Consider the following 7,031-nt stretch of genomic DNA (forward strand, 5'->3'; position numbering starts at 1 on the left):
GCAATGATCAGCCGGATGAGCGCTGACCCGATAAAGCCCGCTCCACCCGTCACCAACACACGCATGAACTCCCCCCAACCCCGGCCTTATCCGTGGCTATCAAAGATAAAAGGGCTTTCGAAGGTCGCAAACCCCGGCAACTGGCTGTCCTTCTCCGACAAAATCGCTTGCTGGCCGGGGATCGGCCATTTGATGCCGATTTCAGGATCGTTCCAGATCAGTCCTGCATCATGGGCCGCCGAATAATGCTTATCAACCTTGTAAAAGACGCGCGTATCGGGCTCAAGCGTACAAAACCCATGCGCAAACCCGGCAGGGATCAGCAGCTGGTTGCCCTCCTCAGCGGTGAGGTGAACCCCTATATGGGCGCCATAAGTGGGTGACCCCCGGCGCAGATCAACGGCCACATCGAATATCGCGCCTGACAAAACCCGGACAAGCTTGGTTTGCTCAAAGGGAGGGCCCTGGAAATGAAGCCCCCGGATCGTCCCCGCTTCGGCTGAAAGGGACTCATTGTCCTGTACAAAATCGAAATGGATCCCGGCTTCTGCGAGCGATTGCCGGTTATAAGTTTCCGAAAAATAGCCCCGCCTGTCGCCATGCCGCTTGGGTAAAATGACGAGAACGCCCGAAATGTCGGTTGGCTGAACAAGCACCATCGATCCTACCCCGAAACCCTCAAAAATACGATCCACCAAGGTCATAGCAAATTGATGGAACCCGCCCAAGCTGCATGAGGCTCGCTCTGTCTCGGTAGCTTCCCTCCATATTGGTGCGGCTCGCCGCGCGGTTCTCGCCGGACCGGATTTATCTCCTGTTTTTGGAAAGGATTTCACAGCGACATAGGCGCAGTCTTGTCGCGTGGCTGGTCGGATGATTCCGGCTCGGCGTACGGGACAAACGCGAACAGGAGATGAAACGTGGCACTCAGCGAAACAGTCAGGGCATCGGCTCCTGCCGATCAGCCGGGCGTGAGGCAGGACAATGTTCAGCCGCGCCGCGGCGATATGCCGGTGCGATTGCTGCGCGCCGGGAATGAGGACATCACCATCGGTGAGAACAGCGTGCTCGAAGGTTCCTTCGAGACGCAGGGCGCGATGTTTGTGGATGGAGCAGCCGTCAATGCCGATCTGCGGGCAACGCAGCTTTCCATTGGCGCAACGGGCCGGGTCGAGGGTCAGGCTTCCGTGTTGCGCGCGGAAATCGCGGGCACATTCGACGGCATGCTGGAATGCGCGGGCGAGGTCATTCTGCGCTCGTCGAGCCGGATATCGGGCGAAATCAAATGCGCTCGGCTCGTCACCCATCGCGGTGCCATGATTGCGGCGCAGGTGCGCATTCTCGATGATGAGGACGGGGAAGAGGAAGGTCTGTCGGCTCTTGCCGCCATCCTTCCGCACAAGACGGTGCAGCGGTTCTGGAACAGGCGGAGGTTCCGCAAGTTCGTTCCCGTCGCCTATGGCATGTTCCTCGCCCTCGGCGCGATAGGGATCACGTCGCTGATCCTTTGACGGGACGCGCTGTCGGGTGATTGAACTTTAGCCTCAGGCCGCGCTGGCGTTTTCGGTCTCGCCGTTCTCGGCTTTCCATGTCGCGACATGCTCGCGATTATCGTCCTGCCACGGATGGAAGCCGGGCTTGAGCCAGGCAAGCCAAGCCGGGAAGCAAACGCGCCATGCGCCGGGAAAGACCCATTGATAATGGAGGATGCGGCCCCAGGCCCGTGCATTCCATTGCAGTCCGTCCACCTTAAGCAAGGTCCAGATATGCCACATCAGGATCGCGTTGAAGCTCAGTGTGGTCGCGAAAAGCGAAAAGACGCGAATGAAATAGAAGCCGAGCGGCGAGGTGACGGCCCTCAACAGATCGTAGGCAACTGATTTGTGCTCTGTCTCCTCGACGCAATGCCAGATCCAGAATTCATAATCTGTTGGCGTGACATGCGCGGCGAAATGCCCGCGCACATCGAGCAGGCAATCGGAGATGATGGCCGTGTAATGCTCCAGCGCAATGGTGAGGCCAAGCTGCAGCTTCTTCGGCAGGAGGCGACCCATCGCCTGCATCTGCTCTGACCGCCGTTCGAGCTTGTCCATCGGATAGCCCTGCTCGGTGATGCGCTTGTTGTAGATGTGATGTTCGCGCGAATGGATGGCTTCCTGCGCGAGAAATTCTTTCACTTCAGCCAGAAGCTTCGGATCATCGACCCGGTCCCGGAGCGCGCGCACGGAATCGCAGAAGAAGGTTTCGCCTGCCGGAAAAAGCGCGGAGAGCGCGTTGAAATAGGCCGAGACGGCAGGGTCGCCATTGTACCAATATTTCTCCTGCCCGGCCTTGAAGTGGCGGTTGCGCGCGGCGAAGGGAATTTCGCTGCGGCTCAGGCTCGGCGTTTCGCTGCGGGGGGTGGACATGGGCCCTCCTTCCGGTTCTTCTCGTGCACGGTCTTCCGATGCGCGGCTGTCATCAAACGGATTGTGCCAGATTTAAACAGTTTAGCCGCCGGAAAAGAAGTTTGTCAGCGTTTCTCCCATGGCGAATGGCCGCGCTCGGGCGAGAAAAAAGGGGGATCAGGCCGGTTTCGATGAGAATCAAGGTTGGCAAATACCGGATTCCCGTGCCGAAAAGCCGGGTCGGCCGGATCAGCACCGGCATCGTGCTCATCCTTGTCGGGCTCATTCCGGGGCCGCCGGGCGGCGTGGTCGCCATTCCGGTGGGGCTTACCATTCTGACGCTGGACAATCCGCGCGGGCGGCGCTGGCGGCGGGTGACGATCGTGCGGATCGGTCGCCGCTGGCAGGCCCGGGAGGAGAAAAAGCGTAGGCGCCGCGCTAGGGCACGCGGCGCATCGCAGGGATCGGGCGAGGAAGCCTGAGCTTTAGCAGGCACCCCGACGGAGCAGCACGGCCGGGACGGTCTTGAAGAGGATCGCAATGTCCTGCCAGAGCGACCAGTTCTTCACATACCAGGCATCAAGCTGCACGCGGCGCATATAGGTCGTCTCATTGCGCCCGCTCACCTGCCAGAGGCCGGTGATGCCGGGCTTTGCAGAGAGGTAATATTCTGCGTCTTCGCCATAGCGCAGCACTTCCGAATAGGTCACGGGGCGCGGGCCGACAAGGCTCATTTCGCCACGGATCACATTGATGAGCTGCGGCAGTTCATCAAGGCTCGTCTTGCGGAGGAAGGCGCCAATCGGCGTTACGCGGGGATCGTTGCGCAGCTTCTGGTCGCGGGCCCATTCGGCGGCGGCCTGCGGGTTGGTCTCCAGAAGCGACTTCAGGATCGCATCGCTTTCCACATGCATAGTGCGGAACTTCCGGCACATGAACTCACGGCCCTTTTCGCCCACGCGGCGATGACTATAAAAGGCCGGGCCGCCATCGAGACGGATAAGCGCGGAGACGGCCCAGAAGAAGGGGGCGAGCATCACCAGGGCAAGGCTTGCGACCACAAGGTCGAAGCTGCGCTTCACGATGCGCGACATGGGCCGATTGAGATTGTCGGCCAGCGTCAGCATCACGAGGTCGTGGCTGAAGAAGTTACCCGTCTCAAGCGCCATCACGCCAATGCCCTTCACAGGCGGTACGATGGAGAAGGCGATGCGGGCGCGGTGCAGGGCGCGCAGGATATTGTCGAGGTGGCCCATTTCTTCGGGCGAGGGTGCAAGGACCACGAAGCGCGCGCCATACCGCTCGCAGGCAAGGCGAAGGGCGGCGGAGAGCTGGCCGCCCGCCTGATAGAGCAGGCTTGCCGGATTCGAGGCATTTTCGTCGGAGGTGAGGTCGGCAAGGTCGAGCGCGCCGGCCACTTCATAGCCGAGATAGGGTTCATCCTCGAGAACCTGAGCGGCTTCATCCGTGTGTTCTTTTGCGCCGATCAGCAGTACGGGCGCGGTCCAGCTGCCGTACCGCTTCAGGACATGTCTCATCCCGATACGGGCCATTGGCAGCAGCAGAAGCGCCCAGAGCCAGGCCTGGATCATCCAGAGACGGGAGAAATAATCTTTCGTCACATACTGCACAAAGCCATCAACCAGCGCGACAAGGGCAACCGCCTTCACGATTTCCTTGGCTTCCGTCCAGAAGGGCGTGCGCTTTGAGTAATGGCCCTTTGCACCCCACCAGAGGATCGGGAGCAGAATGAGGAAGCCAACCGTGATGAGGCGGCCAATCAGCTCGTCAGGTGCGAAAGCGGCGAATTCCGTGTTGAAAATCCGCACATTCACGCCGAAAGCGATGGAGGCCGCGATGATCTGCGCCAGCGCCAATGCGGCGAAATCGCCAACCAGCAACATGAAGCGGTCGGCGAGCGGCGTCAGGCGGGTGCCCTTCGTCTTTTCGCGGCGGCGGGGAATTGCAACGCCTTCGAGGGAGGGGAGAGCAACGGGGGTTGCTTCGCCGAAGGCCGTCAGATGTTTCTCGATCGTGCTCACTGTATTCACGCCTGGCTGTATCCGATTGCGACAGTCAGTTCGTGAGAGCGCAAGTTGCGCGCCAGTTCGCAGCGTCCCGTTTCGGGCTATGTCGTTGTGGTTAAAGGAGAGTTATCGAAAAACAGTGCCGCCGGACGGAGGCATTAACCGATAATGTCCCAGCTCACCGGCGTTCCCTTCGCAAGGTCGCGATTGACGCGGCGGCCGAGCAGTTCGTCGTAGAATTTCGGTGCAAGCCCGAGGCCGGGACGGATGCGGCGGAGGTTCTTTTCCGTGAGAATGTCGCCCGCCTTCATATCCTCGCCGATATAGAGCGAGCGGCGATGGGAGAGCGATGTGCGCTCCGCATCGATGGAGCCGTAGCGTACCTCGCCGAGCGACTGGAAGGCGCGTTCGGATTCGACCACAAGAGCGGCAAGTTCGTGAGGCTCGAGCGAGAATGTCGCGTCCACACCGCCATCGGCCCGCGCCAGCGTGAAGTGTTTTTCGATCACGCTTGCGCCAAGCGCCACGGCCGCCACGGAGACGCCGATCCCCATTGTGTGGTCGGAGATACCGATTTCGCAGCCGAAGAGATCCCGCATATGGGGGATGGTCAGAATATTCGTGTTCTCGGGCGTTGCGGGATAGGTGCTGGTGCATTTCAGCAGCATGAGATCGCGGCAGCCTGCGCTGCGCGCAGCTTCCACGGCCTCGCCGATTTCCACCACCGTTGCCATGCCGGTCGAAATGATGAGCGGCTTTCCCGTCGCGGCGGCCTTGCGGATGAGCGGCAGGTCTGTCACCTCGAAAGAGGCGATCTTGTAGCAGGGTGCGCCAAGTCCTTCGAGGAAGTCCACCGCCGTTTCATCGAAAGGCGAACTGAAGGCGACCATTCCCCGCGCCTTTGCGCGCTCGAAGATCGGCTCGTGCCACTCCCAGGGCGTATAGGCTTTCTGATAAAGCGCATGAAGCGACTGGCCCTGCCAAAGGCTTTCCGGGTCGTCGATGAAGAAACCGTCCGTCGAAAGATCCAGCGTCATCGTGTCGGCGGTATAGGTTTGCAGCTTCAGCGCATGGGCGCCTGCATCCGCCGCCGCATCCACAAGGGCGAGCGCCCGGTCGAGCGACTGGTTGTGATTGCCGGACATTTCCGCAATGACAAAGGGCCGGTGGCCCGCACCCACTTCTATCCTGTCGATGAACATGGCCTCAAAGCCCGCCTGAAAAGCCGCCACTGCCGGAGCCGTTCCGGCAGCGCATTTCGGGCATCATAGTTTGCTAATCCTTACCAATTCGATGCCGGGTCGCCCTTGCCGATCCCGCGCCATAAAATCTTAACCATGTTTTTCCCATTTGGGCGGTAAGGAAGTAAGAGAGTTTTGGGGGAAATCACGCGCCCAGCGCCTGCACCCGGGAGGAAGGATCGTTCGCATGGACGATGGCCGACTGAAGCGCCACGAGACCGGCTTTCTGCAAGCCGCATTGATGCCATCGGCGGATGAGCTGCGCGCCTATTATGCCGAGCGCTACTACCAGACGGGGCAGGGCAATTATCGCAAGACCTATCCGCAGGCAGAGCGCGACTATTTCGATCTCAAGATCGCGCAAAAGGCCTTCCTGCTCGACCGGCTGCGCGGCGGTGCAGGGTCGGGATCATTTCTGGATGTTGGTTGCGGAGAAGGCTTCGCCCTCGCCTGGTTCAAACGGCACGGCTGGCAGGTTGAAGGGCTGGACCATAGCTCGGCCGGGATCGAAGCCATGCATCCCGACCTTTTGCCCCATATGCGTACCGGCGACCTCTTCGCGCTGCTCGATGAAAAGGTAAGTGAAGGGCAGCACTATGATGCTGTCTGGCTTACCCATGTGCTTGAGCATGTCCGCGATCCGCTCGGCCTGTTTGCGCGACTGCGCGGGCTGGTGAAACAGGACGGCGTCCTCATCGTCACTGTGCCGAATGATGGCAGCGCCTATCAGGAGATGTTGCTGGAGGAGAAGTTCATTTCCCGCCGCTTCTGGATCGCGCTGCCGGATCATCTCGCCTATTTCGATGGTGAAAGCCTGCAACGCGTGGCGGCGGAAACCGGTTGGGCCTGCCGCGAGATGGTCAGCGACTTTCCGATCGACTTCTTCCCTCTCCATGAAGGGTCGAACTATGTGGAGGATTCCACGAAAGGCCCGGCAGCGCATCGCGCGCGGATTGCGATGGAGCTCTTCCTCGGCAAGCAGGGCCATGCTGCCGCAAACGAGTTCTACGCCGCATTGGCGCGGGTCGGCCTTGGCCGCTCGCTCACCTGCTTTATGACGCCTGAGCCACGGGGGGACTCATGACGGCACCGAAGATCCATACGCTTGGCGGCTCCACGGCAGCGGAAAAGGACAACAAGCATCAGCTTGCGGCGCGGCTGCGCAGTGCTGCCATTCCCGATGGCGAGTTGCTCGACAATCTCGGCCTCTATCTCACGCGGCAGACGCTGTCGCGCATCCTCTTCATGCAGAAGCTCTATGAGATGATCGTGCCTGTGCATGGTGTTGTCATGGAGTTCGGGGTGCGCTGGGGACAGAACATGGCGCTCTTCTCCGTGCTGCGCGGCCTCTATGAACCCTTCAACTATAATCGCCG

At 60.4% G+C, this 7,031-nt stretch carries 8 protein-coding genes; 4 read left to right on the forward strand and 4 right to left on the reverse strand.

From position 1 onward, the window contains the following. Nucleotides 1-86: 86 nt before the first annotated feature. Nucleotides 87-659 carry a dTDP-4-dehydrorhamnose 3,5-epimerase gene (gene rfbC / locus WBF74_RS10940; protein WP_424439506.1) on the reverse strand — a complete coding sequence of 191 codons (573 nt, stop codon included), beginning with the start codon at nucleotides 657-659 and terminating at the stop codon, nucleotides 87-89. A gap of 261 nt (nucleotides 660-920) precedes the next feature. Here rfbC and WBF74_RS10945 point away from each other — a divergent pair, with 261 nt between their 5' ends. Beyond that, complete coding sequence (locus tag WBF74_RS10945; protein WP_424439488.1) at nucleotides 921-1,511, forward strand: bactofilin family protein; 591 nt, start codon at nucleotides 921-923, stop codon at nucleotides 1,509-1,511. Between the two features lie 33 nt (nucleotides 1,512-1,544). On the opposite strand, the gene WBF74_RS10950 is transcribed toward WBF74_RS10945, so the two are convergent. Further along, nucleotides 1,545-2,408: a metal-dependent hydrolase gene (locus tag WBF74_RS10950; protein ID WP_424439491.1), complete on the reverse strand. Its 864-nt coding sequence runs from the start codon at nucleotides 2,406-2,408 to the stop codon at nucleotides 1,545-1,547. Between the two features lie 170 nt (nucleotides 2,409-2,578). On the opposite strand from WBF74_RS10950, the gene WBF74_RS10955 reads away from it, so the two are divergent. Continuing rightward, nucleotides 2,579-2,869 carry a hypothetical protein gene (locus WBF74_RS10955; protein ID WP_424439494.1) on the forward strand — a complete coding sequence of 97 codons (291 nt, stop codon included), beginning with the start codon at nucleotides 2,579-2,581 and terminating at the stop codon, nucleotides 2,867-2,869. A gap of 3 nt (nucleotides 2,870-2,872) precedes the next feature. On the opposite strand, the gene wbaP is transcribed toward WBF74_RS10955, so the two are convergent. Both wbaP and pseI read right to left on the reverse strand, forming a co-directional pair. After that, nucleotides 2,873-4,438 (reverse strand): undecaprenyl-phosphate galactose phosphotransferase WbaP, encoded by a 1,566-nt coding sequence (wbaP, locus tag WBF74_RS10960; protein WP_424439497.1) that lies wholly within the window; start codon nucleotides 4,436-4,438, stop codon nucleotides 2,873-2,875. A 134-nt stretch (nucleotides 4,439-4,572) separates the two neighbouring features. Then, nucleotides 4,573-5,616 carry a pseudaminic acid synthase gene (gene pseI / locus WBF74_RS10965; RefSeq protein ID WP_424439509.1) on the reverse strand — a complete coding sequence of 348 codons (1,044 nt, stop codon included), beginning with the start codon at nucleotides 5,614-5,616 and terminating at the stop codon, nucleotides 4,573-4,575. Between the two features lie 226 nt (nucleotides 5,617-5,842). Here pseI and WBF74_RS10970 point away from each other — a divergent pair, with 226 nt between their 5' ends. Beyond that, nucleotides 5,843-6,739, forward strand: a complete 897-nt coding sequence (locus tag WBF74_RS10970) for a class I SAM-dependent methyltransferase (protein WP_424439500.1) — start codon at nucleotides 5,843-5,845, stop codon at nucleotides 6,737-6,739. After that, nucleotides 6,736-7,031, forward strand: a 296-nt coding sequence (locus WBF74_RS10975) for a hypothetical protein (protein ID WP_424439503.1), incomplete at its 3' end; no start/stop codon positions are given. The genes WBF74_RS10970 and WBF74_RS10975, both read left to right, overlap by 4 nt.

It is taken from the genome of Parvibaculum sp. (assembly GCF_049672805.1).
GTDB lineage: Bacteria > Pseudomonadota > Alphaproteobacteria > Parvibaculales > Parvibaculaceae > Parvibaculum.

Coding starts and splice junctions, on each gene's coding strand:
- rfbC (WP_424439506.1), bottom strand. CDS start 659: ATGGTGCTTGTTCAGCCAACCGACATTTCGGGCGTTCTCGTCATTTTA.
- WBF74_RS10955 (WP_424439494.1), top strand. CDS start 2,579: ATGAGAATCAAGGTTGGCAAATACCGGATTCCCGTGCCGAAAAGCCGG.
- WBF74_RS10950 (WP_424439491.1), bottom strand. CDS start 2,408: ATGTCCACCCCCCGCAGCGAAACGCCGAGCCTGAGCCGCAGCGAAATT.
- pseI (WP_424439509.1), bottom strand. CDS start 5,616: ATGTTCATCGACAGGATAGAAGTGGGTGCGGGCCACCGGCCCTTTGTC.
- WBF74_RS10970 (WP_424439500.1), top strand. CDS start 5,843: ATGGACGATGGCCGACTGAAGCGCCACGAGACCGGCTTTCTGCAAGCC.